The 25,722-nt window shown below is 76.4% G+C and carries 26 protein-coding genes and 1 tRNA gene; 9 read left to right on the top strand and 18 right to left on the bottom strand.

The window, feature by feature from the left end; all coding sequences use genetic code 11:
- Positions 1 to 38: 38 nt before the first annotated feature.
- Positions 39 to 860 carry an HAD family hydrolase gene (locus tag BLW63_RS09000; RefSeq protein WP_091153992.1) on the top strand — a complete coding sequence of 274 codons (822 nt, stop codon included), beginning with the start codon at positions 39 to 41 and terminating at the stop codon, positions 858 to 860.
- Between the two features lie 115 nt (positions 861 to 975).
- Here BLW63_RS09000 and BLW63_RS09005 read toward each other — a convergent pair whose 3' ends face one another.
- The 6 genes from BLW63_RS09005 to BLW63_RS09030 form a co-directional block, all read right to left on the bottom strand.
- Complete coding sequence (locus BLW63_RS09005; RefSeq protein WP_091153995.1) at positions 976 to 1,851, bottom strand: ABC transporter permease; 876 nt, start codon at positions 1,849 to 1,851, stop codon at positions 976 to 978.
- Positions 1,848 to 4,757 (bottom strand): alpha/beta fold hydrolase, encoded by a 2,910-nt coding sequence (locus BLW63_RS09010; protein ID WP_091153998.1) that lies wholly within the window; start codon positions 4,755 to 4,757, stop codon positions 1,848 to 1,850. Before BLW63_RS09010 ends, BLW63_RS09005 begins: the two co-directional genes overlap by 4 nt.
- 65 nt (positions 4,758 to 4,822) lie before the next feature.
- Complete coding sequence (locus BLW63_RS09015) at positions 4,823 to 6,046, bottom strand: LytR C-terminal domain-containing protein (RefSeq protein WP_139263508.1); 1,224 nt, start codon at positions 6,044 to 6,046, stop codon at positions 4,823 to 4,825.
- A 611-nt stretch (positions 6,047 to 6,657) separates the two neighbouring features.
- The gene (locus tag BLW63_RS09020; protein WP_091154004.1) at positions 6,658 to 7,026 is read right to left on the bottom strand and encodes a DUF3263 domain-containing protein; all 369 of its coding nucleotides are present in this window, start codon (positions 7,024 to 7,026) and stop codon (positions 6,658 to 6,660) included.
- A gap of 74 nt (positions 7,027 to 7,100) precedes the next feature.
- Positions 7,101 to 8,018, bottom strand: a complete 918-nt coding sequence (gene rarD, locus BLW63_RS09025) for an EamA family transporter RarD (RefSeq protein WP_091154008.1) — start codon at positions 8,016 to 8,018, stop codon at positions 7,101 to 7,103.
- A 104-nt stretch (positions 8,019 to 8,122) separates the two neighbouring features.
- Positions 8,123 to 8,554 (bottom strand): CBS domain-containing protein, encoded by a 432-nt coding sequence (locus tag BLW63_RS09030; RefSeq protein ID WP_091154011.1) that lies wholly within the window; start codon positions 8,552 to 8,554, stop codon positions 8,123 to 8,125.
- A gap of 88 nt (positions 8,555 to 8,642) precedes the next feature.
- On the opposite strand from BLW63_RS09030, the gene BLW63_RS09035 reads away from it, so the two are divergent.
- Positions 8,643 to 9,053, top strand: coding sequence for a DUF5313 family protein (locus BLW63_RS09035; RefSeq protein WP_091154015.1), 411 nt, complete (start codon positions 8,643 to 8,645; stop codon positions 9,051 to 9,053).
- Between the two features lie 158 nt (positions 9,054 to 9,211).
- Here the strand turns inward: BLW63_RS09035 and BLW63_RS09040 are convergent, their stop codons facing one another.
- From BLW63_RS09040 to BLW63_RS09050, 3 genes are all read right to left on the bottom strand, one after another.
- Positions 9,212 to 9,421 carry a dodecin gene (locus BLW63_RS09040; RefSeq protein WP_091154018.1) on the bottom strand — a complete coding sequence of 70 codons (210 nt, stop codon included), beginning with the start codon at positions 9,419 to 9,421 and terminating at the stop codon, positions 9,212 to 9,214.
- Positions 9,422 to 9,551: 130 nt separating this feature from the next.
- Positions 9,552 to 9,624 (bottom strand) — tRNA-Thr (locus BLW63_RS09045).
- A 252-nt stretch (positions 9,625 to 9,876) separates the two neighbouring features.
- Positions 9,877 to 10,503: a hypothetical protein gene (locus BLW63_RS09050; protein ID WP_091154020.1), complete on the bottom strand. Its 627-nt coding sequence runs from the start codon at positions 10,501 to 10,503 to the stop codon at positions 9,877 to 9,879.
- 190 nt (positions 10,504 to 10,693) lie between these two features.
- Between BLW63_RS09050 and BLW63_RS09055 the strand changes: the two genes are divergently transcribed.
- The 4 genes from BLW63_RS09055 (at position 10,694) to BLW63_RS09070 (ending at position 15,316) form a co-directional block, all read left to right on the top strand.
- A complete protein-coding gene (locus tag BLW63_RS09055; RefSeq protein ID WP_091154024.1) occupies positions 10,694 to 11,602 on the top strand; it encodes a universal stress protein in 909 nt (302 codons plus the stop codon).
- A 100-nt stretch (positions 11,603 to 11,702) separates the two neighbouring features.
- Positions 11,703 to 12,479, top strand: a complete 777-nt coding sequence (locus tag BLW63_RS09060) for an ABC transporter permease (RefSeq protein ID WP_091154028.1) — start codon at positions 11,703 to 11,705, stop codon at positions 12,477 to 12,479.
- Positions 12,480 to 12,586: 107 nt separating this feature from the next.
- Complete coding sequence (locus tag BLW63_RS09065; protein ID WP_091154031.1) at positions 12,587 to 13,936, top strand: S1C family serine protease; 1,350 nt, start codon at positions 12,587 to 12,589, stop codon at positions 13,934 to 13,936.
- Between the two features lie 99 nt (positions 13,937 to 14,035).
- A complete protein-coding gene (locus tag BLW63_RS09070; RefSeq protein ID WP_091154035.1) occupies positions 14,036 to 15,316 on the top strand; it encodes a DUF445 domain-containing protein in 1,281 nt (426 codons plus the stop codon).
- 101 nt (positions 15,317 to 15,417) lie between these two features.
- On the opposite strand, the gene BLW63_RS09075 is transcribed toward BLW63_RS09070, so the two are convergent.
- The 3 genes from BLW63_RS09075 to cysS form a co-directional block, all read right to left on the bottom strand.
- Entirely contained in the window at positions 15,418 to 15,777 is a 360-nt protein-coding gene (locus BLW63_RS09075) for a hypothetical protein (RefSeq protein ID WP_091154039.1), read from the bottom strand.
- Positions 15,778 to 15,871: 94 nt separating this feature from the next.
- The gene (gene rlmB / locus BLW63_RS09080) at positions 15,872 to 16,852 is read right to left on the bottom strand and encodes a 23S rRNA (guanosine(2251)-2'-O)-methyltransferase RlmB (RefSeq protein WP_091154833.1); all 981 of its coding nucleotides are present in this window, start codon (positions 16,850 to 16,852) and stop codon (positions 15,872 to 15,874) included.
- On the bottom strand, positions 16,852 to 18,255 hold the full coding sequence (cysS, locus tag BLW63_RS09085; protein ID WP_091154043.1) for a cysteine--tRNA ligase: 1,404 nt from the start codon (positions 18,253 to 18,255) through the stop codon (positions 16,852 to 16,854). The genes rlmB and cysS overlap by 1 nt, the downstream gene beginning before the upstream one ends.
- A gap of 55 nt (positions 18,256 to 18,310) precedes the next feature.
- On the opposite strand from cysS, the gene BLW63_RS09090 reads away from it, so the two are divergent.
- Entirely contained in the window at positions 18,311 to 18,853 is a 543-nt protein-coding gene (locus tag BLW63_RS09090; RefSeq protein ID WP_091154047.1) for a nitroreductase family protein, read from the top strand.
- Positions 18,854 to 18,864: 11 nt separating this feature from the next.
- On the opposite strand, the gene ispF is transcribed toward BLW63_RS09090, so the two are convergent.
- From ispF to BLW63_RS09105, 3 genes are read right to left on the bottom strand one after another with little or no spacing between them, the layout of a single operon-like run.
- Positions 18,865 to 19,371: a 2-C-methyl-D-erythritol 2,4-cyclodiphosphate synthase gene (gene ispF, locus BLW63_RS09095; RefSeq protein WP_091154051.1), complete on the bottom strand. Its 507-nt coding sequence runs from the start codon at positions 19,369 to 19,371 to the stop codon at positions 18,865 to 18,867.
- Positions 19,368 to 20,030 carry a 2-C-methyl-D-erythritol 4-phosphate cytidylyltransferase gene (ispD, locus tag BLW63_RS09100; protein ID WP_091154055.1) on the bottom strand — a complete coding sequence of 221 codons (663 nt, stop codon included), beginning with the start codon at positions 20,028 to 20,030 and terminating at the stop codon, positions 19,368 to 19,370. The genes ispF and ispD overlap by 4 nt, the downstream gene beginning before the upstream one ends.
- Before the next feature lie 40 nt (positions 20,031 to 20,070).
- The gene (locus BLW63_RS09105; protein WP_073418385.1) at positions 20,071 to 20,553 is read right to left on the bottom strand and encodes a CarD family transcriptional regulator; all 483 of its coding nucleotides are present in this window, start codon (positions 20,551 to 20,553) and stop codon (positions 20,071 to 20,073) included.
- Between the two features lie 122 nt (positions 20,554 to 20,675).
- Here BLW63_RS09105 and BLW63_RS09110 point away from each other — a divergent pair, with 122 nt between their 5' ends.
- Positions 20,676 to 21,548, top strand: a complete 873-nt coding sequence (locus tag BLW63_RS09110; protein ID WP_091154060.1) for a UbiA family prenyltransferase — start codon at positions 20,676 to 20,678, stop codon at positions 21,546 to 21,548.
- Positions 21,549 to 21,627: 79 nt separating this feature from the next.
- On the opposite strand, the gene BLW63_RS09115 is transcribed toward BLW63_RS09110, so the two are convergent.
- The 3 genes from BLW63_RS09115 to BLW63_RS09125 form a co-directional block, all read right to left on the bottom strand.
- The gene (locus BLW63_RS09115; protein ID WP_091154064.1) at positions 21,628 to 22,488 is read right to left on the bottom strand and encodes a hypothetical protein; all 861 of its coding nucleotides are present in this window, start codon (positions 22,486 to 22,488) and stop codon (positions 21,628 to 21,630) included.
- A complete protein-coding gene (locus BLW63_RS09120; protein WP_091154067.1) occupies positions 22,485 to 23,117 on the bottom strand; it encodes an RNA polymerase sigma factor in 633 nt (210 codons plus the stop codon). Before BLW63_RS09120 ends, BLW63_RS09115 begins: the two co-directional genes overlap by 4 nt.
- 75 nt (positions 23,118 to 23,192) lie before the next feature.
- Positions 23,193 to 24,740, bottom strand: coding sequence for a cryptochrome/photolyase family protein (locus BLW63_RS09125; protein ID WP_211517058.1), 1,548 nt, complete (start codon positions 24,738 to 24,740; stop codon positions 23,193 to 23,195).
- A 112-nt stretch (positions 24,741 to 24,852) separates the two neighbouring features.
- Between BLW63_RS09125 and BLW63_RS09130 the strand changes: the two genes are divergently transcribed.
- Complete coding sequence (locus BLW63_RS09130; RefSeq protein ID WP_091154070.1) at positions 24,853 to 25,596, top strand: copper chaperone PCu(A)C domain-containing protein; 744 nt, start codon at positions 24,853 to 24,855, stop codon at positions 25,594 to 25,596.
- Positions 25,597 to 25,722: the final 126 nt, after the last annotated feature.

Consider the following 25,722-nt stretch of genomic DNA (forward strand, 5'->3'; position numbering starts at 1 on the left):
CTGGCCGGCGCCGCCGCGGCGCGGGCCAGGATGGGCTGGTGAGCACGCGCGTCGTCTACACCGATCTCGACGGCACGATGGTCGGCCCGCGCGGCTCCTTCTGGCACACCGCGGCCCGGGACCTCACCGCCGACCCGGCCGCCGCACTCCACGACCTGCACCGCGCCGGCGTCGCGTTGGTCCTGGTCAGCGGGCGCACCTTCGAGCAGGTGGTGGAGGCCGCGCGCATCTTCGCCGCCGACGGCGCCATCGCCGAGCTGGGCTCGGTGGTCAGCTGGGACGGCGGCCGCGGCGTGCACCGGCTGACCGGTGCACTGCCCGAGGAGTACGCCGGCCGGTCGCCGATGGACGTGATGGCCGAGCAGGGGATCGTCGAGGACCTGCTGGCCCGCCACCCCGGCCGGCTGGAGTGGCACGCGCCCTGGCACGCCACCCACGTCACGGACGCGCTGCTGCGCGGCCGGGTCGACCCGCTGGCCGTGGACGCCGAGCTGGCCGAGCGGGAGCTGAGCTGGCTGACGCTGAAGGACAACGGCGCGATCCCGGCGACGTCGCGGATGACGCTGGTGCCCGAGGCCCTGCCGCCCCGGGTCTACCACCTGATGCCGCGGGGCATCTCCAAGGGCGCGGCGATCGCCTGGGACCTCGAGCGGCGCGGGCTGACCCCGGCCGACGCGGTGGCGATCGGCGACAGCGTCAGCGACCTGGAGATGGCGCCGGCGGTCGACCGGCTGTGGATCACCGCGAACGGGGCCACGGTCGACGGGATGGCCGACCTGCTGGCCGCCGTCCCCAACGTGACGGTGACCGACGCCCCCATGGGCGAGGGCTGGGCCCAGGCCGTCCTCGCGTCGCTGTGAAGGCGGTGGTTGTCGCGCCGAGTGGGCCCCGTCGGGGTCCGCGCAGGCCCGACGCAGCGGCTCAACGCGACCGGGGGACGGCACCTGGCCGCGGTGTCGCCCGGTAGGGCGACGATTATGACGTGACGTCGCGGCGGGAGAAGTGCCGGAGCCCCAGCGCGGTGAACACCGCCGCGTAGACCAGGGACTGGACGACGCCGCGGAAGAGGTCGCCGGAGTCGACGGGGGTCTGCAGCAGGTCGGTCCAGGCGAACTCCTCCGCGGTCGGGAACCAGTCGCGGATGGAACCGAGCTGCTCGACCTGGTCGAGGATCGCGAAGACGAACATCGTGAACACCGCCCCGCCGACCGCGGCCAGGGGTGCGTCGGTCACGGTGGACAGCCAGAACGCCAGCGTGCCGACGACGAGCAGGTGGACGGCGAGGTACCCGACCATCCCGGCCAGCCGCAGCAGCCCCTCCCCCTGGCCGAGCGTGACGCCGACCGGCGTCTGCACGGCGCCGAAGCCGAACGCGATGCCGCCGGCGATCAGCGCGGTGAGCACCAGGGCGACCAGCGCGCCCACCGACAGCACCAGCGCGGCCAGCCACTTCTGCCGGAGCAGCCGCATCCGCGGCACCGGGGTGGCCAGCGTGTAGCGCAGCGACCCCCACTGGGCCTCGCTGGCGACCGTGTCGCCGAAGAACAGCGCGTAGACCACGACCAGGAAGAAGCTCGTCGTCGCGAACAGCACGAACAGCGTGAAGTTCAGCCCGCTGGAGGTCGCGACGTCGACGAGGTTGATGCGGGCGTTCTCCTCGGCCTCCTCGGTGCCGCCCAGCTGCAGGGCGGCGATGAGGATGAGCGGCAGCGCCACCATCAGCACCAGGACGCCGAGGGTGCGCCGGCGCTTGAACTGCCGGCGCAGCTCGACCGACAGCCGCAGGGTGCGCTCGGGCCGGTAGCCGGCGACCGCCCCGGTCGGCTGCACGTGCTGGGCCGCGGAACTCATGACTCCCCCACCAGTGCCAGGAACGCGTCCTCGAGCCTGCGGCGCGGCGTGAAGGCGTCGACCGCGACACCGGCCGCCACCAGCGCCTGCAGCGCCTGTGCCCGGCCGGTGCCGTCGAGGTCGGCGACCAGCCCCTCGTCGGTGCGCTCCACCGTCACCCCCGGCAGCCCGGTGAGGACGGCGGCCGCCCGGTCGGCGTCGGCGTCGTCGGCCAGCCCGACCAGCACCGACCCGCCGGTGCCGACGATTTCCTCGACCGTGCCCTGGGCGATCTTCTGCGCCTTGGCCATGACGACGACGTGGCTGCACGTCTGCTCGATCTCGCTGAGCAGGTGGCTGGAGACGATCACCGTGCGGCCGGTCGCGGCGTAGGAGCGCAGCACCTCGCGCATGGCGTGGATCTGGGGCGGGTCGAGCCCGTTGGTCGGCTCGTCGAGGACCAGCAGGTCGGGCAGGCCGAGCATCGCCTGGGCGATCGCCACCCGCTGGCGCATGCCCTGGCTGTAGCGGCGCACCGGCCGGTCGATGGCGGCACCCAGGCCGGCGACCTCGATCGCCTCCGCCATGTGCGCGTCCTCGGCGGGACGGCCGGTGGCGGCCCAGTACAGCCGCAGGTTGTCTCGGCCGGACAGGTGAGGCTGCAGGCCGGTCCCTTCGACGAACGACCCGAGCCGGGAGAGCACCGGCGCGCCCGGGCGGATCTCGTGGCCGAAGACGGTGATCCGCCCGTCGGTCGGCCGGATCAGCCCCATGAGCATGCGCAGCGACGTCGTCTTGCCCGCGCCGTTGGGGCCGAGCAGGCCGAGGACCTGGCCGCGGCGCACCTCGAAGGAGAGGTCGCGGACGGCGACGAAGCCGTCCTTGTAGGCCTTGGTGACGCCCGTGAAGCGCAGCGGCACCTCCTCGCCGTCGGGCTCGACCACCGAGACCCGCCGGCGGCGCCGCCGTCCCCACAGCAGCGCGGCCAGCCAGCCGAGCACGCCGAGGGCTCCCAGGACGCCGAGCAGCACCCACCACCGCGAGCTGCCCCCGGCGGCCTCGGTGCGGCCGTCGACCTCCGGGACGGCGAGCGCGGCGGCGTCCCCGCCCTCGGCCAGGGCGACGGAGTAGACGGCCGCCTCGGCCGGCAGCGCGAACGCCTGGTCGGTCGAGGAGACCACCACCCGCATCGTGTGCCCGGCCTCGAACCGGTGCACGATCCCGGGCAGCGTCACGCCCACCCGGGTCGGCGCGGTCGGGTCGGCGGACAGGCCGGTCAGCGACAGCGGCGCGACCAGGCCTCCGGGCAGCGTCGCCGTCCCGTCGGGGGCGACGTCGTAGAGCTTGGCGAAGAGGGTGGCCGACCCGCCGGGCGCGGTGACGGCGAGGTCGATCGTCGAGGCGCCGACGACCTCGACCGCGCCGTCCAGCGGCTCGCTCTCGAAGGCGGCGAACTGGCCGGGAATCTCGAACGACGTGCCGGACAGCGCCGAGGCCAGCGAGCCCAGCCCCGGGACGACGGTGATCGCGGCCGGCGTCCCCCCGGCGGGGGTGACGACCGGCTGCAGCGGCCCGTCGACCGCGATCGCCTCGCGCTGCGAGGGCTCGGCACCGGCCAGGCCCGGGTACGCCGGTGCGGTCACGGTGCGGTTGCCGCCCTGCACGGTGCCGACGGTCGCCGTCACGCCGGTCGGCGCGGGGAACTCGAAGCCGGTGCCCGGGTCCTCGCCCCGGCCCCGCAGGTGCCAGTCGAACCAGCCGGCGACCTGCTCGCGCAGCTGCTCGGTGGTGCGCTCGGAGGCCTGCGCGTCGTGGCCGCCGGCGAACCAGACGACCTTCACCGGGGTGCCGTCGGCGGCGATCCCCCGGGCGTTGGCGTCGGCCTGGCCGAGACCGAACAGCGAGTCCTGGGTGCCCTGCACCAGCAGGGTGGGGGCGTCGATCCGGTCGAGCACGGTGGCCGGGCTGCTGCGGTCGAGGACGGCGGCGATCTCCGGGGTGAGCGTGCCGGTGGAGGCCGCGGACTGGTAGGCCGCGCACACCTCGGGCGTGAAGCGACCGCAGGTCAGCAGCTGCGCGACCACCTGCGGGTCCACCGACGCCGGGTCGATGCCACCGAGGTCGGCCGGCAGGCCCGCGGGCGGGCCACCGGCCGCGGCGGCACCGTCGCCGTCGCCGTCCCCGCCGCCGAGCGCGCCCAGCAGGCCGCCGGTGGGCGCCGACCCGACGCCGAAGAACAGGCCCGACCACAGCCGCTTGTAGACGCCCGCGTCCTGGGCCTGCGGGGTGGCCGCGACGGTGCCGGGAGCCGGCTCGCCCACCTGCGAGGGGAAGAACGCGGCGGTCAGCGAGTTCCAGGTGATCTGCGGGGCGATCGCGTCGACCCGGTCGTCGTAGCCGGCGCCGAGCAGGGCCAGCGCGCCGCCGTAGGAGCCCCCGGCGACGCCGACCCGCGGGTCGCCGTCCCCGTCGAGCAGGACGTCGTCGCGCGCGGCGAGCCGGTCGAGCAGCGCGGAGAGGTCGGCCACCTCGGCGCGGGGGTCGTTGAGCCCGATCTGGCCGGTGCTCGCCCCGAAGCCGCGGGCCGAGTAGGTCTGGACGACGTAGCCGCGGCCGGCCAGGTCGCGGGCGTCGTCGGCCACCGACTCCTTGCTGCCGCCGAAGCCGTGGGCGAGCACGACCGCCGGCGCGGGCTCGTCGGCGGTCGCGGAGTCCGGCAGGTACAGCGTGGTGTCGAGCTCGGCGGCGTAGCCCCCGGCGCCGACGGGGACCCGTGCCTCCTCGGTGGCGACGTCCTCGGCCGCCGCAGCCGGGGCGGCCGGGAGCAGCCCGGCGACGGCCAGGGTGAGGAGCAGGAGCAGGGCGGCCGACGTCGCGCGGGCGCCGGGGCGCGGGCGGGGACGCGCGGACCCGCGAACGAGACGCACGGAGCCGCCAACGGACGGCGACCCCTGCTGGTTCCGGGGACGGCGCGGCGCGGCGCGGGCTGCGGTCAGGGCAGCCACTCGCCGGTGGTGACGACCACGAGGCCGGGCGACTCGACGTCCGGGACCTCGAAGAAGCGCACCGCAGGGCCGCTGATCTGCGGGAACTGCTGAACGAGCTGGATGGCGGCCTCGTACTGGGCCTGGTCGCCGTCGGTGTAGTAGACGGTCGTCGTCGCGACGTCCGCGCCGTCGTACTCGCCCACGCCCTCGGACTGCCAGCCGCCCGCGCCCAGCTCGGCGGCGACGTCGGCCGCCAGGCCGGAGACGCCGGTGGCGTTGAGCACCGTCACGGGCGCGCGCACCGTGGTGGCGGGTGCCGCGTCGACCGGGGGCAGCGGCTGCACGTCCAGCGGCGGGAGGGCGGAGCTGGGCACGGCGGGGACCGACGGCGTCGCGCTGGGCTCGGCGCCCGCCGTCCGCGAGGCCTCCTGGGCCTCCGTCGAGGTGAAGGAGTAGACGCCGAGGACCACGAGGGCGACCACGGCGACGGCGAGCAGGCCGACCGCGACGCGGCGCACGCCGCTGCTGCGCCGCTCCTCCTGGCGGGCCGCGCGGAGGGCGCGCAGCCGTTCGACCTCAGCGGCCTGGCGCTCCGCGCGGTAGGCGGCGCGGCCCCCGACGACGCCGGTCGAGCTGCCGGTGTCCGGCCCGCGACGGTCCTCGTCGTCGTCCCCGGGGCGGTCCTCGTCCTCGAACCGCTCGTCGTCCTCGAACCGCTCGTCGTCCTCGAACCGGGCGTCGTCCTCGTCGTCGTGGGCGGGCGTCCGGTCGGGGATCGCCTCGGTCGCCGGTGCGGCCGCGCGAGAGGCGCCGGCGGGCGCGCGGTCGGGGATCGCCTCGGTGGCCGGCGGCGCGGGCCGGGCCTCGTCGCGGGTCCGGGAGGGGCTGGTCCAGTCGCGGTAGCCGGGGGCGGCGCCCGGGGAGGGCGCGGCGGCCGGCGACGGGCCGGAGGACCACGCGCGTCGGTCGTCGGGCTCCGCCTCCGCGGGGGAGCCGGTCGATGCCGCCGTGGCAGCGGTGGCGGCGTCTCCACCCCACGGGCGGACCCGGTCAGCGGCGCGGCGGCGGGGCGTCTCGGCGGGCCGGTCGGCAGGAGCCGGGGCCGGCCCGTCACCGGCGTCGGGGGTGGGTACCGCCTGGAACGGGGCGACGGTGGTGCGCGGGGCGGCCGGCGCCGCGGGGGCCGCCGGCGCGGCCGCGGCGGCGGACGGCGGCACCGGCAGGCGCATGCGGGTCTGCGGTGCGGGCTCCGCGGGCAGCCGGTCGGCCGAGGGGGTCGGGCGAGGGCGGCCGGTGGAGGGAGCGGCACGGCCGCCGGTGGAAGGAGCGGCTCGGCGGGTGGAAGGCGTGGTGGGGCCGGCCGACGGCGCGGGTCGAGGGCGGCCGGCGACCGGGACCGGCACCGGCCGGACGGGGACCGCAGCGGCACGGGCAGCCCCCGCGCCTGGCGCGGCGGCGCGCGGAGCCCCCGCGGGTGCGGCGGCGCGGGGGGTCCCGGCGGCGGGTCTGCCGTTCCGCGCGGCGGCGGTGGCACCGCGCGGCGCGGCGGGGACGGCGGGGCGGGACGGGGTGGCAGAGCGGGCCGGGGCGGCCGGCGGCACCGGCCGGCCCTGCTGCGGCGGGCGGCGGCGGCCCGGGTCCTCGCCCGCGTCGAGCAGCCCCTCGCGCCTGCGGTCGGCACGGCTGCGGTTGGGCGCCGTCGGGTTGTCGCCCAACTCGCGCACGGCCGGAGCCGCGTCGTGCGGGCCGTCGGTACGGCGACGGCCGTGCGGGACGGGGGCACTCCCCCGGTCCGTTCCGTCACCGCCTGGCGCGGCATGCCTGCCCACGGTGACCAAATCTAGATGCCGCGGCTCCCGTTGCCCAGGAACTGAGACGATCGCCGCTGCCCGCGCGCGGCGCGCAACCGGCGCAGCCGCCGCACCAACAGTGGATCGGCCTCCAGTGCGGCCGGCCGGTCGACCAGGGCGTTGAGCACCTGGTAGTACCGGGTCGGGGCCAGGCCGAAGCGGTCGCGGATCGCTGTCTCCTTGGCGCCGGGGCGGCGCCACCACTGCCGCTCGAAGGCGAGCACCTCGTGCTCGCGGCGGGTCAGGCCGCCGGGCCGGACGGGCTGGTCGGGGACGGGTGTGGGAGTCGGGTCGGCCGCCGGGGGAAGAGGCACCTCGCCCCCCGGCGGGGAGACCGCGGGAGCTGGTTCGGCAGACACGGGGATCCTCCTTCGGAACGCCTCCGACGGTAGTCCCGCCCACCGACAACCCGGGACCACCGGGCCGCGCCGGTTCAGACCGGTGTGGGCGCGGCCTCCTCGGCCCGCCGCCGCATCCCGGACCGGGCGCTGCGCAGGCTGTCGGCCGTGAAGACGGCCAGGGCGACCCAGACGATGACGAAGCCGGCCAGCCGGGCCGGCGGCATGGGCTCGTCGTACACGAAGACGCCGATCGCCAGCTGCATCAACGGCGTGACGTACTGCAGCAGGCCGACCGTGGACAGCGGGATGCGCCGGGCCGCGCCGGCGAACAGCAGCAGCGGGACGGCGGTCGCGACGCCCGAGCTCAGCAGCAGCAACAGGTGGCCGGTCCCGGCGTTGCCCGCCGTCCCCTCCCCCTGCGCGTGCAGCACGGCCAGCGCCGCCACCGCCGGGACGACGACCAGCGCCGTCTCCACGAACAGCCCGGGGGCGGCCGCGACGCGCACCAGCTTCTTCATCAGCCCGTAGAGGCCGAAGGTGCCCGCCAGCGCCAGGGCGATCCACGGCGGGCGGCCGTAGTCGACGGTCAGCACGCCCACCGCGACAGCGGCGATGCCGACGGCCACCCACTGCAGCCGGCGCAGCCGCTCCGCGAACACCACGACACCGAGCAGCACGCTGACCAGTGGGTTGATGAAGTAGCCGAGCGAGGTCTCGACCACGTGCCCGCTGTTGACGCCGTAGACGAAGACCAGCCAGTTGCCGGCGATGAGCACCGCGGCGCCGGCCAGCACCAGCAGCGAGCGGCGGTCGGTCATGATCGCGCGCACCTGCGGCCAGCCGCGCACGGCGGTCAGCAGGCCGGCGATGAACACCAGCGACCAGACGACCCGGTGGGCCACGATCTCCACCCCGCCGGCCGGCTCGAGCAGGGGGAAGTACAGCGGGAACAGCCCCCAGAGGCCGTAGGCGGCCAGCCCGGAGGCGACCCCGGCGCGCCGCTCGTCCACTCCCGCACCGTACGTCCGGCCCCTGGCAGCCGGTCCACCGGATGTCGGGCCCGGTCCAGGGCAGGCCCCGAGCTCGTGAGGGGCGGGGCGGACGGGGCGCTCCCTCAGCCGGTCTGGATGTAGCCGACCAGCTGGGCGCGCTCCTCCTCCAGCTCGTCCAGCCGGGCCTTGACGACGTCGCCGATGGAGACGATGCCGACCAGCGCGCCGTCCTCGACGACGGGGACGTGCCGCACCCGGTGCTCGGTCATGGTGCGGGCCAGCTCCTCGACGCCGGCGGTCGGCACGCAGGTGTGCACCTGGGCGGTCATCAGGCTGGAGACCGGGTCGGCCAGCAGGCCGGCGCCGCGCTGGTGCAGCGCCCGGACGACGTCGCGCTCGGAGACGATCCCGTCCACGCGGCGCCCGTCGGCGGAGACCACCAGGGCGCCGATGCCGCGCTCCGTGAGCAGCGCCAGGGCGGTGCGGACGCTGGCGGCCGCGTCGACGGTCGCGACGTCGCCCCCCTTGCGGCGCAGCAGCTGACGGATGTGCATGCCGGACCTCCTCAGCTCGGGTAGCGCGGGCGAGTGTGCTCCAGCTCAGAGGTCCCCGGCAACGCCCGGACCGGCCTACCGTCGTGGTGTGCGAACCCGGACCGACACGCGCCGGCCCACGCCGCTGCAGTGGGTGCGCTACGCGCTGGGCGGCCGGCTGCCGCGGGAGCTCTCGGCGTGGGTGCTGGCCGACACCACCGAGTTGGGCTGGTGGCGGCGGCACCTGACGCGGGCGGTGGTGCAGCTGCTGCCGGTGCTGGTGCTGTGCGTCGCCGTCGTCCCGGTGCCGCTGGTCTACCGGCTCTCGGCCGCCGCCGGCGGGTTGCTGATGGGGCTCATGTTCTCGCTGGCGTTCATGGTCGAGACCACCGAGCACCGGGTCGCCAAGGCCGGCTACCCCGCGGGCACCGCCGCGCGGCTGCGCGGCGAGCGCGCCGAGCGGCAGCGGCTCGAGCGCTCCTCCCCCTACCGGCGGGACGGCGCGGGCAGCTTCGATTGAGAAAGGACCCCTCTGCCCCCCACCGCTCGCAAGCTCGCGGCGGGCCCCTGCAGAGGGGCCGTTCCAGCACATCACCGCTCGCAAGCTCGCGGCGGGCCCCTGCAGAGGGGCCGTTCCAGCACGTCACCGGGCTCGCGGCGGGCCAGGTCGGGGCCGCGCTAGTCCTCGACGCGGAAGCCGATCGACAGGCGGACCTGGAAGTACCCGACGTCGCCGTCGACCACCTGGCCGCGGATCTCCTTGGTCTCGAACCACTCGATGTGCCGGACCGTCTCCGCGGCCTTGCGGATCGCGGTGCGGACGGCGTCGTCGACACTGGTCTGGCTGCTGCCGACGATCTCGCTCAGCCGGTACACGTGGTCGGACACGGGGCCTCCTGGACGTGGGCTCCCGGCGCCGTCGTCTCGCCGCCGGCCGGGCGCCCACGCTAGTGGCGTCCCGGCCGTCCCACCACGGGGCCGCCGCCGCGGTCCTCCCGACCCGGATGCGCGGGGTGTGAGCCGACGGGGGGACTCGAACCCCCAACCGCCCGATTACAAGTCGGGTGCGCTGCCAGTTGCGCCACGCCGGCGGGACACGGGGACAAGTCCCCAGGACCAGCATAGGGAGACCGCGCCTCCTGCCCCCGCAGCGTCGGGCGCGAGCCCCGGCCGGTCAGCCCTTGAGGCGCTTCATGATCTGGTGGGACGTGGCGCGGGCGACGGCGGGTGGCGGCACAACGCGCCGCTCGGCATCCTCGCCGGCACCGCCGTCCACGTCGCGCTGGCCACCGTCCTCGCCGGCGGCTGAGCCTCACCGGGCCCGCGGTCGTCGTCCGTGCCGGTCAGGCGGCGGCGTCGCCGTGCCTGAGATCGCCGCTCGGGTCGCTGCCCGGCAGCGGGACGCCGGAGAGCCACCGGGCGAAGCCGTCGGGGTCGCGCCGCTCGAGCTCGTCGAGGGTCTGCTGCCGCCGCACGACGATCGCCTCGCGGGTGCCGGCGTCGAGCGGCCCGGCCAGCGCCGTCGTCGTCCGGACCCACTCGCGCCCCAGCTCCCCGGTCGACAGCGAGGACACCGGCGGCAGCACGACGGCGGGGCGGTCGGCCCCGGCGACGGACGGCGACCCCGACCGCGAGCCGCGGACCAGTCGGAGGACCGTCCAGGTGCCCGCGGCGACCCCGGCGACCAGCAGGGTGAGCACGGCTCCGCCCAGGACGGCCGTGCCGGACAGGACCAGCAGCACCGCGACGGTCGCCACCCCGGCCTTCCACGCCGCGTCGACGACGGCCTGCCGCCCGGGCCGGGACTCGCGGACCACCCCCGCGGCCAGGCAGGCGGCCACCATCGCGGCGAGGCCGACCGCCACCAGCCCCGGCGGTCGCAGGGCCAGCCCGCCCACGACGGCCAGGCCGCCGCCGACGACGGCACCCGTCCAGGAGAGGAGGCGGGGAAGCGGACCGCGGGTGGACACGGGAGCACCCTCCAGGGCGGGGCCGGACACGGGAGGCCGGGCCGTCACCGTGGAGCGGCGACCCGGGCCCCGCCCTTACCCATCCGCACCCGACTTGCACCCTCCGTGGCCGAACCGTCTTCCCTCGCGCGCCCCGGGCGAGGACCCTCGACGGCCTCCACGGGGGACGACCCGCCATCCGGAGGTGCCCGTGTCCACGACGCCCCCCACCCCTGCCGGGACGCTGCCCGCGCCCGGCCCGGCGGACGACGACCCACAGCCGCCGCCCGTGGTGGTCGGCGCCGACGGCAGCGAGTGCGGCCTCCGGGCGGTGCGCTGGGCCGCGGAGGAGGCCGTCCGGCGCGAGGCGCCGCTGCGGATCGTGCACGCCACCCCGCACCTGGGACGCCGGGGCGTCGCCGGCTCGCCCGCCCCGGAGCTGCCCCGCGCGCGGGGCGCCACCGCGCAGGCGTACACCGTCGCCCGGCACACCGCGCCGTCGGTCCGGGTCTCCACCGAGGTGGTCCCCGGAGAGCCGGTGTCCGCGCTGCTGCACTCGGCCGAGGACGCCCAGCTCGTCGTCCTCGGCATCGCCACGACCGGTGCGGCCGACGAGATGGTCCTCGCCTCGGTCGCCCAGAAGGTCGCCGCCCGGTCACCGCGCCCGGTGGTCGTCGTCCCGCGGTCCCGACCGGGCGGCACCGGTTCCCGGCCGCACGTGGCGGTGCTCGGCCTCGGCGAGCGGGAGGACGACGGACCGGTGGCCGACCTCGCCGCCGAGGAGGCGCTGCGGGCCGGCCGGCCGCTGCTCGTGCTGCACACCCGGGCGGACGACGGAGGCGAGTGGGGCGCGGACTCCCCCCGGTGGGCCGAGCGCTGGCCCGACCTGCGCGCGACCCACGTCCCGGTGCCCGGCCCGACCGGTGGCCGGGTGCTGGCCGCCGCCTGCCCCACGCCGCTCATGGCGCTGAGCGCCGGGCACGGCGGGCTGCTGCACCGGCCGCTCGACGGGCTGCACCGCTGGTTGCTGCGGCACTGCACCTCGCCGATGGCCTTCGTGCCACCGGTGCACCGGGTGACCGGCGCCGAGCCGCGCGAGGAGATCGTCGCCGTCGGGTGAAGGACCCCTCTGCCCCCCGACCCTCGCTCCGCTCGGGCCGGGACCCTGCAGAGGGGCCGTTCCAGGACGTCACCAGGGGGGCCGGGCAAGATCGTCGGCCGTGGGTTCCTCCGTCGTCGACCTCGGGCCCCGGCTGGCGGTGGCGCTGGTCGCGCTGACCGCGCTCGCCGCGGTCGCCGGCCGGCTCTCCGGGCTCGGCCAGGACCGGCCGGTGGTCGTCGCCGCGCTGCGCGCGACCGTCCAGCTGGCCGCGGTGTCGGCCGTGCTGCTCGCCGTCGTGCGCTCGCTGGCCCTCTCGGCGTTGTTCGTGCTGCTCATGGTCGTCATCGCGGCGGTCACCGCGGCCGGCCGGGCCACCGGGCTGGCACTGCGCAGCCCCGGCTCCGCGCGCCGGGTCAGGACCGCCGCCGCCCCGGTGCTGGCCGGCGCGGTCCCGGTGGTGACCCTGGTGCTGGCCAGCGGCACCGTGCCGCTGCGCGGCGAGGCGGTCATCCCGATCGCCGGCATCCTCGTCGGCGGGGCGATGACCGCGACGTCCCTGGCCGGCCGCCGGCTGCGCGAGGAGCTGGCCGCCCGGCGCGGCGAGGTCGAGGCCGCCCTCGCGCTCGGGCTGCTGCGGGCCGACGCCGTCCGCGAGGTGCTGCGGCCGGCCGCGGCCACCGCGCTGGTGCCCCCGCTGGACCAGACCCGCACCGTCGGGCTCGTCACGCTCCCCGGCGCGTTCGTCGGCGTACTGCTCGGTGGCGGCAGCCCGATGGAGGCCGGCGCGGCCCAGTTGCTGGTGCTCGTCGGCCTGCTCGCGGCGCAGGTCGCGGCCGTGTGGACCGTGGTGGAACTGGTGGCCCGGGGCCGACTGCTCCCCGACGTCCCCCGCTGAGGCGTCCAGGGACCTCACAGGGGACCGCCAGCGTCGGGTCAGCGGTGCGGACGACAGTGGTCGACCAGGAGGCGGTGATCGGCCGCCCACGAGGAGGACGAGGACACGTGGACCCCTACGGCACCCCCCACCCGGCGCCGAGCCCCTGGGCGCCGCCGACCTGGCACCCGCAGCCCACTCCTGGGCAGCCGGCACCGGGTCAGCAGGCGGGTCAGCAGGCCCCGAGTCAGCAGACAGCGGGGTCGCCCGCACCCGGGCACGACACGCTCCCCGGCCAGCAGCCGCTGTTCGAGCAGCCGGGCGCGGTCGGCGGTCCGGGCCTGGTGGCGCCGGCGCCCGAGCCCGCCCGTCGGGCCGGCCGGTGGCGGATCGGCGTCGCCGGCCTGGTCGCCGGGGCGCTGATCGGCGGTGGCACCGGCGCCGGCGTGGCGCTGCTCGCCGACGGCCCGGACGGCGGCGGCAGCAGCGGCGGCACGGCCGCCGCGCAGGCCGTCACGATCACCAACCCGGAGACGGCGACGGCGGTCACCGCGGCCGCGGCCAAGGCGGCGCCCAGCGTGGTCACCGTCTACGTCACCGGCGCCTCGGGCTCGGGCAGCGGCTCGGGCGTCGTCCTGAGCGAGGACGGCTACGTGCTGACCAACAACCACGTGATCGGCCTGGACGGCGCCGGGTCGACCGTCGTCTCGGTGCGCACCGCCGACGGCACCCTCTACGACGCGACCGTCGTCGGCACCCAGCCGGTCTACGACCTGGCGGTGCTGCGGCTGGAGGGCGCCTCCGGGCTGACCCCGGCGACCTTCGCCGACTCCGACGAGGTGCAGGTCGGCGACCTGGCCGTCGCCATCGGCGCCCCGCTGGGCCTGTCGGACACCGTGACCGACGGGATCATCAGCGCCACCGACCGGGCCGTGGCCACCGGGTCCCCCGAGGGCGACGCCACCGTGATCGACGCGCTGCAGACCGACGCGGCCATCAACCCCGGCAACTCCGGCGGCGCGCTGGTCAACGGCGCCGGTGAGGTGGTCGGGATCAACACCGCGATCGCCAGCGTCCCCTCCGGGCTGCCGGGTCAGTCGGTCGAGAGCGGCAGCATCGGCGTCGGCTTCGCCATCCCGGGCAACACCGCGCAGCGGATCGCGCAGGAACTCACCGCCGACGGGTCGGCCGAGATCACCTACCTGGGCGTGAGCGCCCAGATCGCCGTGGACGAGGACCAGCCCGAGGTCGGCACCGGCGCGCAGCTGGTGCAGGTGCAGCCGGGGACCCCCGCCGCCGACGCCGGGCTGGAGGCCGGCGACGTCGTCACCGCGGTCGGCGACCGGGTCGTGACCACCTCGACCGAGCTGACCGCCGCCGTCCGCAGCACCGCCCCCGGTGACGAGGTCACTCTCACCGTGCGCCGCGGGCAGGACTCCCGGCAGGTCGACGTCACCCTGGGCGCCACCGAGGGCTGAGCTGGCCCTCGGGACGTACTGGAACGGTCCCCGTGCAGGGTCCCGCGCCGAGCCTGCGAGGCGCGGGGACACGGGGGTCCTTCTCCTAGGCTGGGACGGGTGTCGTCGAGTTCCCCGAGCGCTGCCCTGGCCGCATCCCTCGACGACCCGGAGCGGGCCCGCGACCTGGCCCGCATGAAGCGGCTGGCGACCGGGCTGTTCCTGCTCGCCGCCGCGGTCTTCCTGCTCTGCGTGTGGCTCGGCGAGGAGACCGGCGCCTGGGTGGGCTACGTGCGGGCCACCGCCGAGGCCTCGATGGTCGGCGCGCTGGCCGACTGGTTCGCCGTCACCGCGCTGTTCCGGCACCCGATGCGGCTGCCCATCCCGCACACGGCGATCATCCCGCGCAAGAAGGACCAGATCGGCGCGAGCCTGGGCACCTTCGTCCAGCACAACTTCCTGACCCGCGCCGTCGTCGAGGACAAGCTCACGACCATCGACGTGCCCGCCCGGCTGGGCGCGTTCCTGGCCGCGCCGGGGCGCGCGGAGCGGCTCGCGGGGGACGCCGGCGCGGTGCTGCACTCGCTCTCCGGCCTGCTGCGGGACGACGAGCTGCGGCCAGCCGTCGCCGAGCTGGTCGACCGCAAGCTGCACGCCACCCCGGCGGCCCCCGTGGTGGCCCGGGCGCTCGAGCTGGTGGTGGACGGCGACCGGCACCAGGAGGTGCTCTCGGCCGCGCTGCGCGGGCTGGCCCGGTTCCTGGACGAGAACCGTGTCGTCTTCCGCGCCCAGCTGGGCGACGCCTCCCCCGCCTGGGTGCCCGACTGGGTGGACGACCGGGTGTTCGACCGCGTCTTCACCGGGGTGGAGCAGTTCCTGGACGAGGTCGGCGAGGACCCGCGCCACGAGCTGCGGCGGGTCTACGACGCCCGGCTGCGCCGGTACGTGCACGCACTGCGCACCGACCCGGTCGCGGCGGCCCGGGTGGAGGAGCTGAAGAAGGAGCTGCTCGAGCACCCCGCCGTCCGGACCTGGTCGGGGTCGCTGTGGACCAACCTCAAGGACGCCGCCCTGGCCGCAGCCGCCGACCCCGACTCCGCGCTGCGGGCCCGGGTGGCCGGCCTGATCCGCGAGGCCGCCGAGCTGCTGCAGACCGACCCGCGGGTGCGCGAGCTGGTGCAGCGGCACGCCCACGGCATCGCCGGCTACCTGGTGGAGCGCTTCGCCGGGGACGTCGCGGACCTGGTCGGCAGCACCGTCGCCCGGTGGGACACCGAGGAGACCAGCCGCCGCATCGAGCTCCAGGTCGGCCGCGACCTGCAGTTCATCCGGATCAACGGCACCGTCGTCGGCGGCCTGGCCGGCCTGGTCATCTACACCGTGGCGCAGCTCCTCGGCTGAGCCAGCCCCCGACGAGATCGGCGATCTCGTACGCCTACCGGGCCGGATCTGCGCGAGATCGCCGATTTCGCCGGTGGCGGTGGGGGCAGGGAGGTCCTCCCTCAGCGGCCGGCGCGGCGGTCCAGCACGGCAGCGGCGAGGGCGAGCGCACCCCAGCCGGCGGCGGAGGCACGCAGCAGAGCCGCCCTGCCCCGGTCCGGCACCGCCGCGGGCAGCACGGCCGCGTCGGCGCAGTCGCTGAGCACCCGCGCGGCGGCGGCCAGGTCGCGGAGCCGGCCCGCCGGCACGGCCACCATCGCCAGGCCGATCACGGCGTCCCGGGCACCGAGGGCGCGCAGCAGCGCCCGCGTCGAGGCGGTGTCGGGCAGCCCGATGGGGACGGTGAGCACCCCCGGCACGACGACCAGCGCGGCCGAGAAGGCGGCCGTGGCGGCTCCGACGACGGACGTGAACGAGGGCATGCCACCAACCAACCAGTCCGGGCGGCCCGACGGTGCGCGCCGGTGCACAGTCACACAGCCGCGCAGTGCGCCCCCGCGCAAGCGTCGCCGGCGCCTACCGCCGGGCCGACGCCGCCGCGTACAGCGCGATGCCGGCGGCGACGCTGACGTTGAGCGATTCGGTGTCCCGCGCGATCGGGATGCGCACGACGAGGTCGCAGCGCTCCCGCACCAGCCGGGACAGCCCGGCACCCTCGGCCCCGACCACCAGCGCCAGCGGGTCGGTGAACCCGTCGAAGTCGTGCACGTCGACGTCGCCGTCCCCGGCCAGGCCGACGGTCATCAGCCCGGCGTCCTGGTAGGAGCCGAGCGCCCGGGCCAGGTTGACCGCACGGGCCACCGGCAGCCGGGCCGCTGCCCCGGCGCTGGTGCGCCAGGCCGACGCGGTCATGCCGACCGAGCGGCGCTGCGGCACGACGACGCCGTGCGCGTCGAACGCCGCGGCCGAGCGGACGACGGCACCGAGGTTGCGCGGGTCGGTGACGCCGTCCATCGCGACGACGAGCGGCGGGCGGCCCGAGTCACGGGCGAGGTCGAGCAGGTCGTCGGGGTGCGCGTACTGGTAGGGCGGCACCTGCAGGCCGATGCCCTGGTGCAGCGCGCCACCGGACATCCGGTCGAACTCCGCCCGGCCCACCTCGAGCAGCGGCAGCCCCCGGTCGTTGGCCAGGTGCAGCGCCTCGGTGATCCGCTCGTCGGTCGCTGACTTCGCACCCGCCCGTCCCGACCCCACGTCCCCGGTGACCACGTACAGCGCGGTCGCCGGGATCTGCGCGCGCAGCGCCTCGACCACCGGGTTGCGGCCGAGCAGCAGCTCGGGGGCGTCCTCGGCGCGCTGGCGGCTGCGGTCGCGCTCGGTCCGCCGCCGGGCGTCGGCCGTGGCGCGCCGTTGCGCGGGGTGCCCGGGGCGCATCTCGGCCGGTGGGGTGGCGCCGCGGCCGGCCAGCGAGCGCCGGTTCTTGCCGCCGGTGCCCCCGGCCGCGCCCTTCTTGTGCGCGCCGGTGGTGCGCCCCCGGCGTTGGCTGTTGCCGGCCATCAGCGGCTCAGCTCCCATCGCGGTCCCTGCGGGGTGTCCTCGACCTGGACGCCGAGTGCGGCGAGCTGGTCGCGGATCGCGTCCGCTGCTGCGTAGTCCTTGCGGGCCCGGGCGGCCTGGCGCTGCCCCAGGGCCAGCGCGACGAGGCCGTCGGTGACCCGGGTGAGCCGGTCGTCCCCCCCGGCGGCGGTCCAGTGCGGGTCGAGCGGGTCCAGGCCGAGGACGCCGAGCATCGCTCGCACCGAGCCCAGCGCTCCGGCCACCGCCTCGTCGTCACCCTCGGCCAGCGCGGTGTTGCCCCGCCGCACCACCTCGTGCACGGCGGCGACGGCGGCCGGCGTGCCCAGGTCGTCGTCCATCGCGGCGGCGAACTCCGGCACCAGCTCGGCCTTGCCGGCATCCGCGCCCACTCGCTCGGCCGCGCGCCGCACGAAGGACTCCAGCCGCCGGTAGGCCGCGCCGGCCTCGGCGAGCGCGGCGTCGGTGAACTCGATCGTCGACCGGTAGTGCGGCGTCACCAGGTAGTAGCGCAGCTCGACCGGCCGCACCCGCTGCACCACCTCGTCGACCAGCGCGGTATTGCCCAGCGACTTGCTCATCTTCTCGCCGCCGAGGGTGACCCAGCCGTTGTGCAACCAGTACTGCGCGAACCCGTCGCCGGCCGCGCGCGACTGGGCCTGCTCGTTCTCGTGGTGCGGGAAGCGCAGGTCCAGCCCGCCGCCGTGGATGTCGAACTCCGGCCCCAGGTACCGCTCGGCCATCGCGGAGCACTCCAGGTGCCAGCCCGGCCGGCCCCGGCCCCACGGTGTGGCCCAGGACGCGGTCTCCGGCTCAGTGGGCTTGTGCGCCTTCCACAGCGCGAAGTCACGGGGGTCGCGCTTGCGCTCGTCGGTGTCGGTGTCCGCGGCCGGCTCCAGGTTCTCCAGCCGCTGCCCGGTCAGGCAGCCGTACTCCGGGAAGGAGCGGACGTCGAAGTAGACGTCGCCGTCGACGGCGTAGGCGTGCCCCCGGTCGATCAGCCGCTGCACCAGCTCGACCATGTCCGGGACGTGCCCGGTGGCGCGCGGCTCGTACATCGGGGGCAGCACGCCGAGGACGTCGTAGGCGCGGGTGACCGCCAACTCGTTGGTGTACGCCCAGGCCCACCACGGCACACCCGCGGCCTCGGCCTTCGCGAGGATCTTGTCGTCGATGTCGGTCACGTTGCGGACGTAGCTGACCTCCAGGCCGCGGTGGGCCAGCCAGCGGCGCAGCACGTCGAAGGCCAGGGCCGAGCGGACGTGTCCGACGTGCGGCGGCCCCTGCACGGTGAGCCCACAGACGTAGACGGAGGCCTGCCCGGCACGCAGGGGCGTGAAGTCGCGGACCGCGCGGGCGGCCGTGTCGTACAGGCGGAGGCTCACCGCGCGGAGTCTACGGACGTCGTCCGCCCGGGCCGGGCCGTGTCAGGGTGGCCGGGTGCACGACGAGGTGGGGCCGCCGGGGCTGCACCCGCTGCTGGGCAGCCGGTGGAGTCCGACGGCGTTCGACGGCACGCACGAGGTGTCCGACCGGGACACCGGATCGCTGCTGGAGGCAGCCCGGTGGGCGCCGTCCGCGGGCAACTCCCAGCCGTGGGCCTTCATCGTCGGCCGTCGCGGCGAGGAGACACATCGACGACTCGTCCGCCACCTGGCCGGCAGCTCGGCCCGGTGGGCGCCGACGGCGAGCCTGCTGGTGGCGAACCTGTCCCACCGGCACGTCGAGGACACCGACTGGGACTACTCGGAGTTCTCGCTGTACGACCTGGGGCAGGCAGTCGCGCACATGACCCTGCAGGCACAGGCGCTGGGCCTGGCGGTGCGCCAGTTCCGCGCCTTCGACCGCGAGGGTGTGGCAGCCGAGTTCGCCATCCCGGGACACTGGCAGGTCACCACCACGTCGGCCATCGGTCGTGCTGCGGACGAGGACCCCGGCCGGGCCCGCCGGACCCTGCAGGACCTCGTCTGGCCCGGCACCTGAGCCGACGAGGCTCAGGCCGGTCCGCCGCCCTCGGACGCCGTCCGGACCACCAGTGCCGTCGCCATCGCCGCCCGCCCCTCCCCGCGCCCGGTGAGCCCCAGGCCGTCGGTCGTGGTGGCCGTGACGCTCACCGGGGCGCCCAGCGCCTCGCCCAGCACCCGCTCGGCCTCGGCACGGCGCGGGCCCACCTTCGGGGTGGTGCCGACCAGCTGCACCGCGGCGTTGCCGACCCGCCACCCGGCCGCCCCGAGGACCTCGCGCACGTGGGCCAGGACGGCGGCGCCGCGCGCGCCGGCCCAGCGCGGGTCGTCGGTGCCGAGCAGGCCGCCGATGTCGCCGAGGCCGGCGGCGGAGAGGACCGCGTCGGTGAGCGCGTGGGCCACGACGTCGCCGTCGGAGTGCCCGGCGCAGCCGTCGACGCCCGGCCACTCCAGCCCGGCCAGCCAGCAGGGGCGGCCGGCCTCGACCGGGTGCACGTCGACCCCGACACCGACCCGCGGCAGCGCGGGGGTGCTCACCGCACCACCTGCAGCTCGGCCAGCGCCAGGTCGTGCGGGACCGTCACCTTCGCCGCCCGCTCGTCACCGGCCACCGTCGCGACCGGGATGCCGGCGGCGCGGACCACCGCGGCGTCGTCGGTGAGCTCGGCGTCGGGTGGCAACCAGGCGTAGGCGTCGACGAGGGCCTCGCGCGCGAACCCCTGAGGGGTCTGCACCCGGCGCAGCACGGCGCGGTCGACGGTGTCGGCGACCACGCCGTCGTCGTCCACCACGACGGTGGTGTCGACGACCGACAGCACCGGAACGACGGCCCGCGCGCCGGCGGCCAGCGCGTCGAGGACCCGGGTGACCAGGTCCGGCGGGGTCAACGGGCGGGCGGCGTCGTGGACCAGGACGGCGTCCGCACGGCGGCCGACCGCGGCCAGCGCGGCGCGCACGGAGGCGGTGCGGGTGGCCCCGCCTGCGACCAGCCGGACGTCCATGGGCAGCACGGTCGCGAACGCGGCGTGCTCGGCGGCGGGCACCGCGACCACGACGTCCCGCACCCCGCCGTCGACCAGCGTGTCGACCGCCCAGCAGACCAGGGCGCGGCCGCCGAGCGGGACCAGCGCCTTGGGCCGGTCCGCCCCCAGACGCAGACCACTCCCGGCCGCTGCGACGATGCCGACAGCGTGCACGGGAGTGGACTTTGGTGCGGGAGAGCTCGAGGACCCGAGCTCAGCTGGCGAGGACCTCGTCGAGGAGGACCTCGGCCTTGTCCTCGTTGGTGCCTTCGGCGAGCGCGAGCTCGCTCACCAGGATCTGGCGCGCCTTGGAGAGCATGCGCTTCTCGCCGGCGGAGAGCCCGCGGTCCTTGTCGCGGCGCCACAGGTCGCGCACGACCTCGGCGACCTTATTGACGTCACCGGAGGCGAGCTTCTCGAGGTTGGCCTTGTAGCGACGCGACCAGTTCGTCGGCTCCTCGGTGTGCGGGGCGCGCAACACCTCGAAGACCCGGTTCAGTCCGTCCTGACCGACGACGTCACGGACGCCGACGATCTCTGCGTTGTCGGCCGGCACCCGCACGGTGAGGTCGCCCTGGGCGACCTTCAGCACGAGGTAGGCCTTCTCTTCGCCCTTGATGACCCGCGTCTCGATCGCCTCGATCAGCGCTGCCCCGTGGTGCGGGTAGACAACGGTCTCGCCGACAGTGAAGCCCATGTGTGTGTGACCCCTTTCGCTGTCCACAGGTTACCACGGCAGACTGGCGAGCGGGGCCACCCCAGTTCGCAAATCCGCAGGTCAGCGGCGCGAAGGAGTACCCGGGAGGGGTTGACAGGAGCATGGTGGGTGTGCGTGCGCACGGGGCGCGACGGAGGGTCACGCCCCGCGCGCTGGCCCTCGCCACCCACCCGGGGCCGGCGCTCGCGGTCACCGTCGTGGCCGGTCTCCTGGCCCTCGCCGCCGGCGCGTCGTGGGGTCGCGCGGCGCTCGTGACGGCTGCCGTCCTCGCAGGTCAGGCCTCCATCGGGTGGAGCAACGACTGGCTCGACGCCGACCGCGACCGAGCCGTCGCGCGGACCGACAAGCCGGTCGTGCAGGGTGCCGTCGACCCCGCGCTGCTGCGCTCGCTGGCCCTCGGGTCGGCTGTCGCGGCGGCCGTCCTGTCGCTGCTGCTCGGCGTGGTCCCCGGGGTCCTGCTGCTGGTCCTGGTCGCCAGCGGCTGGGCCTACAACGCCGGGCTCAAGCGCACCGCCGTCTCGGTGCTGCCCTACGTCACCGGCTTCGGGGCGCTGCCGGCCGGGGTGGTGGCGGCGGCGCCCGGGGCGAGTGGGTCGGACTGGCTCGCAGCGCCGTGGTGGCTGGTGGTCGCCGGCGCGGCCCTGGGCGCCGCGGCGCACCTGGCCAACGTCGCCCCGGACCTCGAGGACGACCTGGCCACCGGCGTCCGCGGGCTGCCACACCGGCTGGGCGCCCGGGTGTCCGCCGCCACGGGGGCGGTCGTGCTGGGCGGCGCCTCACTGGTGCTGGTGCTCGGCCCGGAGGGTCCGCCGACCGCGGCCGGGTGGGCCGGGCTGGGGCTGGCGGTGCCCGCCGTCGCCGTCGCGGCGCTGGCCGGCACCCCGGGGTTCCGCCGGCTGGCGTTCCCCGCGGTCATGCTGCTGACCGTCCTCGACGTGGTGCTGCTGCTCGCCGGCGGGGCCGCGGTCACCTGACGGCGGACCCTCCTGCCCCGCCAGGGGCAGGCTCGCGGCGGGACCCTGCAGGGAGGCCGCCGCGAGCCTGCCCGAGGGGTCACTTCCCGTTCTTGCCGTTGCCCTTGCCGTGGCCGGCTGGCGCCGACTGCTCGACCACCGGCGCCTGCTCGGCCTCGAGGACCTCATCAGTCCCCTCGTCCTCGGGCGTCCCGGCCTCCGGCTGCACGGCCCGCTCGGCCTTGCGCTCGGCGTTGCGCTGGTGCGCCTCGGCACTGGCCGCCCGGCCGGGGTTCTCGGGGTGCCGATCGAACTTCTGCTGGTCGGTCGGCTTCCCGCCCTCGGAGGTCTCCGGGGACTCCGGCGCCGGGTCGGTCACGGGGACCTCGACCGCGGGCTCCTCGACCACGGGCACAGGCTCCTCGACCACGGGCTCGGTGCCAGGCTCCTCGACCACCGGCTCCTCGGCGGCCGGCTCCCCGGCGGCAGGCTCGTCCGTGACGTCGCCGGTGCCGTCGGTGGTGCCGGTCGGCTCGTCGGTGGTGGTGTCGATGGTGTCGCTGCTCTCGACGACGGCGGTGTCCTGCTGGCCGGGGAGGGCCCCGGCGGTGGCGGCACCGGTCAGCGCGACGGCGACGACACCGCCCGCGGCGGCCGCCTTGGCGACGGCACCGGCGGCGGCGAACTTGGCGACGAGGGTGGGGATCAGCACGTGTGGCCTCTTCCGTGAGGTCCGGGCGGGGCGCCCGGCCGTCCCGCGGGACGGTTCCTGGGTGGGGACGAGCAGACCGGTCGCCAGCAGCTCGGCCAGGGCCGCGTTCGGCCGCCCGGGCGCGGTGGCGCTCGACCGGACCGCGTCGGTGAACGCGGCCAGGCCCTGCGCGCCCGCGGGCACGGGACGGCCGGCGAGGCAGGCCGCGAAGGCCTCCTCGTCGGTCCGGGCGTCGGCTGGCGTGGTCATCTCGCTCCCGTCATCGCCGGACGGGCCACCAGGGGTGCGCCCGCCGTCCCAGTGGTCACTGACGCCTCACCCGTCCGGGGGGTCCCGGCCGCCTCGAGCTCGGCGCGCAGCCGGCGCAGGCCGCGCCGCTGCAGGGCCTTGACCGACCCCACGGAGCGGCCCATCACCGCCGCGACCTGCTCGACGGTGAGGTCGGCGAGCACCCGCAGCAGCAGGACCGAGCGCTGGTCGGCGGGCAGCCCCGCGCAGAGGCGGTGCACGGTCTCGGTGCCCAGCCGGGTCAGGACGTCGTCCTCCACGTCGCCGCCGGGCGTCTCGGGCAGCAGGTCGCCGGCGTCCTCGGCCAACTGCGGACGGCGGCTGCGGCGGCGCCAGTCGTCGACCAGCCGGCGGTGGGCGATGGTGAACACCCACGAGCGCAGGGCGTCCTCGTCGCCGGAGAAGCCGGCCAGGCCGCGGAAGACGGCGAGGAAGGTCTCGCTCGCCAGGTCGTCGGGGTCGAGGGCGCCGTGCAGCCGCAGGTACCCGGTGACCGCCGGGGAGAGGTCCCGGTAGAGCACCTCGAAGGCCCACGCGGCGCCCGCCTGGGCCGCCGCGAGGACGTCGTCGAACGCCGGACCCGTCGCCATCCGCACCTCCCGCCGCACTCGCGTACGGGAGGGGGATCGGCAGCCGCGGGCCCGGACTGGACCGCCGTCCCCCGATCAGATGGCCTCGGTGCCCCGCAGCCGCTCCTGCTCGACGACCTCCTCCAGGCCCTTGAGCCGGTCGAGCCCCTGCAGCGCGCGGCGCATCCGCTGGTTGGGTGCCAGCCGCTCCCGGTTGCGCTCGAGGAAGGCCCAGTAGCCGGCGGTGAAGGGGCAGGCGTCCTCGCCCAGCCGCTTGCGCGGGTCGTAGCGGCAGCCGCCGCAGTAGTCGCTCATCCGGTCGATGTAGGCGCCGCCGGCGGCGTAGGGCTTGGTGGCCAGCAGCCCGCCGTCGGCGTGCTGGCTCATGCCGACGACGTTGGCGACCATCACCCAGTCGTAGCCGTCGACGAAGGTGCGGTGGAACCAGTCGGTCATGGCCAGCGGGTCGATGCCGCGCTGCAGCGCGTAGTTGCCGAGCACCATCAGCCGCGGGATGTGGTGCACCCAGCCGTCACGGCGCAGGTCGCCGAGGACGTCGGACAGGCAGGCGGCGTCGACCGCGCCGTCGGCGAGGTCGGCCAGCCACTCGGGCACCGGCTCGTGCGCGGCCAGGGCGTTCGCGTGCCGGAAGTCCCGGCCGAAGTGCCAGTAGGTGTGCCAGATGTAGTCGCGCCACCCCATGACCTGGCGGACGAACCCCTCGACGCTGTTGAGCGGCAGCGGGTCGCTCATCGCCACCGAGTCGCGGTAGCGCCGCTCGGCGGCGTGCACCACCTCGACCGGGTCGAGCAGGCCGAGGTTGAGGGCCGGGGAGAGCAGCGAGTGCGCCATCCAGCGGTCGCCGTCGAGCATCGCGTCCTCGTGCGGGCCGAAGGCGCCGAGCCGGGTGTCGAGGAAGTCCCTCAGGCGGTACAGAGCCTCCTGCCGGTTGGCCGGGAAGAGCCTCGGACCGTCGTCCCCCACGAACGCGACGTCCCCGTCGGCCTCCCAGCGGTCGAGGTCGGCGCGCACCCGCTCGTCGATCTCGTCCTCTTCCGGCCACCACGGCTCGGGGACGTCGAGCCGCCCGTCCGACGGCGGCGGCTCCCGGTTGTCGTGGTCGAGGTTCCAGCGCCCGCCGACCGGCTCCACGCCGTCCATGAGGACGTCGTGGCGGCGCCGGTTGTCCCGGTAGAAGTCCTCCATGAGCAGCCGCTGCCGCCCCCTCCGCTCGGCCCAGCCGGCGAACTCCTCCTGGGTCGCGACGAACCCCCGGGCGGCGAGGACGGCGAGGTCGGGACGGCGCAGGACGTAGTCGCGGCTGCTCCAGGTGGTGGGCGCGCAGACGCTCAGCGGCTCGCGCACCCGGTCCAGCGCCTCGGCGTAGGTGTGTACCTGGCGGAGCTCCGCCTGGTCGCCGAGCTCCGCGGCCCGGTGGCGCAGCGCCGACAGCACCAGGTGGGCCTTCTGGCGGTGGAACCGGCGGCGCGCGAAGACCGCCTTCGACTCGATGAGCAGCACCGGCTGGTCCGGACGGTCGAGGAAGTGCGGGCCGAGCTGGTCGGCGAAGCACCACCGCCGGGTGGCCGGTGCGCGGGCGGGGAACGCGGCCAGCGCGGGGTCGCCCGCGGGCCGTCGCGGCATGCCGGGCACCACCGCCTCACCTCCCGGCGGCCATCGTGGGGTGAGCGTTAGGCTCGGCGCGACTCGGGCCATCGACCTGCGGTGGCCGGCACGTCCCTGGAGGTCGACGGCTGTGAACCGCGCACTGCGCGCCGCCACGATGGGTGTCCTGCTCCTCAGCCCGGTCGCGCTCACCGCGTGCAGCGCCGGGCAGGTCGCCCAGACGGCCACCCAGAACCGGGACAAGGTCGGCCCCGAAGCGGCGGTCGGCGACATCACGCTCCGCCAGATCACCCTGGCCCACCCCCAGGAGGGGCTGTACGAGGAGGGCGACTCCGCCGAGCTGCAGCTGGCGATCGTCAACGGCGACACCGAGTCCGACACGCTCGTGGGCATCGAGGGCGAGGCCTTCGACGGCGTCATCGTGTCGGGTCAGGCCGCCGCCGTCCCGACCACACCGGGCGCCGCCCCGGTGGCCACCACCCCTGCGACCCCGACCACTCCGGGCGCCGCACCGCAGACCACCGCCCCCGGGGCGACGCCCAGCCCCGGCGCAGTGCCCACGCCGAGCGTCCCCGCGGCGCCGTCCACGCCGAGCGCCAGCTCCGAGGTGGACATCGCGATCCCGGCGGGCTCCACGGTGTTCCTCGGCGGCGCCGGCGGCGCGACGGTCGAGCTGGCCGACCTCACCGAGGAGCTCACCGCCGGGCAGAGCATCGAGCTCACCCTGACCTTCGAGCGCGCCGGTGAGGTCACCGTCCAGGCGCTGGTCGCCACGCCGGAGCGGGTGGTCCCCCGCGAGGAGCCCTTCGACTTCCACCACGAGGAGGGCGGCTCCGAGAGCCGCGACAACGAGCAGGACACCGAGACCGAGTAGTAGCAGGACCCCCTGCCCCCACCCCTCCCTCCGCTCGGGACAGGACCCTCCAGGGGGCCGCGGTGGGTCCTCGCGGGGAGGGCGCGCGTCCGTGCCCGGTCCTGTCGTACCCGGCGGTTAGCGTCG

This window comes from Geodermatophilus africanus, assembly GCF_900107105.1.
Taxonomy (GTDB): Bacteria; Actinomycetota; Actinomycetes; order Mycobacteriales; family Geodermatophilaceae; genus Geodermatophilus; species Geodermatophilus africanus.

What these genes read in the sequence shown, in the direction of transcription:
- BLW63_RS09030 (WP_091154011.1), bottom strand. Translation starts at nt 8,554, where the DNA reads ATGCACATCCGTCAGCTGCTGCGCCGCAAGGGGGGCGACGTCGCGACC.
- BLW63_RS09120 (WP_091154067.1), bottom strand. Translation starts at nt 23,117, where the DNA reads ATGGCGACGGGTCCGGCGTTCGACGACGTCCTCGCGGCGGCCCAGGCG.
- BLW63_RS09005 (WP_091153995.1), bottom strand. Translation starts at nt 1,851, where the DNA reads ATGAGTTCCGCGGCCCAGCACGTGCAGCCGACCGGGGCGGTCGCCGGC.
- BLW63_RS09075 (WP_091154039.1), bottom strand. Translation starts at nt 15,777, where the DNA reads ATGCCCTCGTTCACGTCCGTCGTCGGAGCCGCCACGGCCGCCTTCTCG.
- rlmB (WP_091154833.1), bottom strand. Translation starts at nt 16,852, where the DNA reads ATGGCCGGCAACAGCCAACGCCGGGGGCGCACCACCGGCGCGCACAAG.
- BLW63_RS09015 (WP_139263508.1), bottom strand. Translation starts at nt 6,046, where the DNA reads ATGCGCCTGCCGGTGCCGCCGTCCGCCGCCGCGGCCGCGCCGGCGGCC.
- BLW63_RS09115 (WP_091154064.1), bottom strand. Translation starts at nt 22,488, where the DNA reads ATGACCACGCCAGCCGACGCCCGGACCGACGAGGAGGCCTTCGCGGCC.
- BLW63_RS09110 (WP_091154060.1), top strand. Translation starts at nt 20,676, where the DNA reads ATGGTGGGTGTGCGTGCGCACGGGGCGCGACGGAGGGTCACGCCCCGC.
- BLW63_RS09125 (WP_211517058.1), bottom strand. Translation starts at nt 24,740, where the DNA reads ATGCCGCGACGGCCCGCGGGCGACCCCGCGCTGGCCGCGTTCCCCGCC.
- BLW63_RS09105 (WP_073418385.1), bottom strand. Translation starts at nt 20,553, where the DNA reads ATGGGCTTCACTGTCGGCGAGACCGTTGTCTACCCGCACCACGGGGCA.